At 77.8% G+C, this 1,004-nt stretch carries 2 protein-coding genes; both read right to left on the bottom strand.

Features of this window, described 5'->3' with window-relative positions:
- The coding region (locus tag ACFWJO_RS41155) for a reverse transcriptase-like protein (RefSeq protein ID WP_386873551.1) at positions 1-252 on the bottom strand (252 nt) is incomplete at its 3' end.
- 83 nt (positions 253-335) lie between these two features.
- A partial coding sequence (locus ACFWJO_RS41150; RefSeq protein ID WP_386873549.1) for a hypothetical protein occupies positions 336-1,004 on the bottom strand: 669 nt, incomplete at its 5' end.

Genomic DNA, 1,004 nt, shown 5'->3' with positions numbered 1-1,004 from the left:
CTGCTCCACCACGAGCTTGGAGTCCATCAGCACGTGCACCCGGGCCTCCGGGTCGAGGTCCCGGGCCATCCGCAGCCCGGCCACGAGCCCGGAGTACTCGGCCACGTTGTTGGACGCCTTCCCCAGCGGGGCGGCGTCGGTCCGGAGGATCTCGCCTGTGGCCGGGTCGCGCACCAGGGCGCCGTAGCCGGCGACGCCGGGGTTGCCCCGCGACCCGCCGTCGGCCTCCACCTGCAGGACTCGTCCGCTCACCGTGCGCCTCCTCGTGTCCGTGGTCGCGCCGTCCGACGCGGCCCCCCCCACTCTACTGACCGCGCCGGGGGCGGGGCCCGGGGTCAGTCCCGGATGAGGATGGCGCCGGACTCGGGGCAGCGGGCGACGGCGGCCGGCGGGAGGGCCCGGATGTGCGCGACCTCCGCCGGTGACAGCTCCGTGCCCGCGGCCGCGGACCGGTTCCCGACGAGCCGGGCCGCGCCGATGCCGCCGTTGCGCTCCCGCGCCTGCTCGTACAGGGCCAGCAACGACGCGGGGAACTCCGCGGCCAACGCCGCCCGGCGCTGGGTGAGGTCCCGGCCACGCTGGGTCACGGCCTGCCCCTCGCGGCGCACCTCCGCCGCGCGGGCCTCGACCTCGGCCCGTGCCTGCTCCAGAGCGGCGTGGCCCTTCGCGAGCCGGGACTCGGCGGCGTCGGCTGCCTCCATGGCCTCGAGGGCCGCGGCCTCGTGGTCGTCGAGCAGTGCGGTGAGCGTGTCGTCCTCGTGCTGCATGGCCTGCAGCTCCTTGGACCCGCCCTGGCCCGTTTCGAGCCGCTCCCGGGTCCGGTCCCGACGGGCGCGGGTGGCGGCGGCCTTCTCGGTGGCCTCGGCCCCCGCCCGGTCGGCGGTGCGGGCGGCGTCCTGCAGACCGGGCAGCGCCTCCTCGAACTCCTGCGCACGGGCGCGCAGCCGGGCGTGCTCCGGGTCCGCCTTGAGCCGACGGACGGCGGCGCGGGCCTGGTCCAGGGC

Source organism: Streptomyces sp. NPDC127092, assembly GCF_042722475.1.
GTDB lineage: Bacteria > Actinomycetota > Actinomycetes > Streptomycetales > Streptomycetaceae > Streptomyces.
This window is presented reverse-complemented; position numbering and strand designations above follow the sequence as displayed.